Raw genomic sequence first — 1047 nt, forward strand, 5'->3', positions numbered from 1 at the left:
GCCGCCGTCCGTGTCGTCACGGCGTAGCGGTGGGAGTCCGAGCGCGCGAGCGTGACGAAGGTGGCACCGAGCAGCTCCCGCATCTGCTCCTCGCTCGGCAGCCACAGGGCGTCCTCCTGGGCGACGGCGTCAAGGGCCCACTCCGTGGTGCCGTTGAAGCCGAGGATCGTCCCGGTGTCGTACTGATGCGCCTCGATGGTCATCTCGCTGAGCGTGAAGATCTCGCCGTCCAGGTCCATGCCCGGGAGCACGAAGCGGTCTCCGGCCCGGGGCCGCCAGCCCAGGCCGGCGTCGCGCAGCGCAGCGGCGTGTCCCTCGGAGATCATCGGGCCATTGTCGGGGCTGGGTCCGTTGCCCGCCACGCGACGGTCGCACCGGGACCATCGGCCCTGACGTGCGACCGCCGTCCGGCGAAGAGTCGAGGTATGGAGCCGACCGTCCCCCTGCCCTACGGCCCGACCATGACTCGCCTGCTCGGGCCCCTGCACCGGGGCCTCGGAGTGCTCAACCGTCGGGTCGCCGTCCCGCTCCTGCGCTCAGGCCTCGGCCCCCTCCTCGCGACGCCTGCCACCGGGTCGCTCCTCGTGCTGCGCACCACCGGACGGACGTCGGGGCAGGTCCGTGAGGCCCCGCTCGCCTACGCCCTGATCGACGGCCGGATCGTGGTCGTCGCGGGCTACGGTCGCGCTGCGCACTGGTTCCGCAACGCGCTGCACGACCCGCGCGTGGAGGTCGTGCTGCCCGGTGCGGTGCTCGCCGGGCGCGCGGAGGAGATCACGGACCCCGAGGAGCGCCGGGAAGCCGTCGTGACGCTGATGCGCTCCATGGGGGTGATCGGTCGCCTGACGGTCGGCGATGTCGCTCATGCCTCGACGAACCGTCTCGAGGAGCTGGCCTCCACCCTGCCGACCCTGGCGATCACCCCGACCGCCGTGCTCGACGGTCCCTACGATCCAGGCGGCGCCGTCACCCGCGTCAATCTCGCGACGATCGGCCTCGAGACGGCCGTGCTGATCGCACTGATCCTGCGGTCCCTGCGCCGGCGCC

At 72.6% G+C, this 1047-nt stretch carries 2 protein-coding genes; one reads left to right on the plus strand and one right to left on the minus strand.

Annotated features, from left to right (window positions below; translation table 11 throughout):
* Positions 1–326: pilus assembly protein CpaE (locus tag ABWK99_RS16055; RefSeq protein ID WP_372595686.1), on the minus strand; the 326-nt coding region annotated here is incomplete at its 3' end.
* A 99-nt stretch (positions 327–425) separates the two neighbouring features.
* Here ABWK99_RS16055 and ABWK99_RS16060 point away from each other — a divergent pair.
* Positions 426–1047: nitroreductase/quinone reductase family protein (locus ABWK99_RS16060; RefSeq protein WP_372595687.1), on the plus strand; the 622-nt coding region annotated here is incomplete at its 3' end.

The organism is Actinotalea sp. (assembly GCF_041597215.1).
Classification (GTDB): Bacteria; Actinomycetota; Actinomycetes; order Actinomycetales; family Cellulomonadaceae; genus Actinotalea.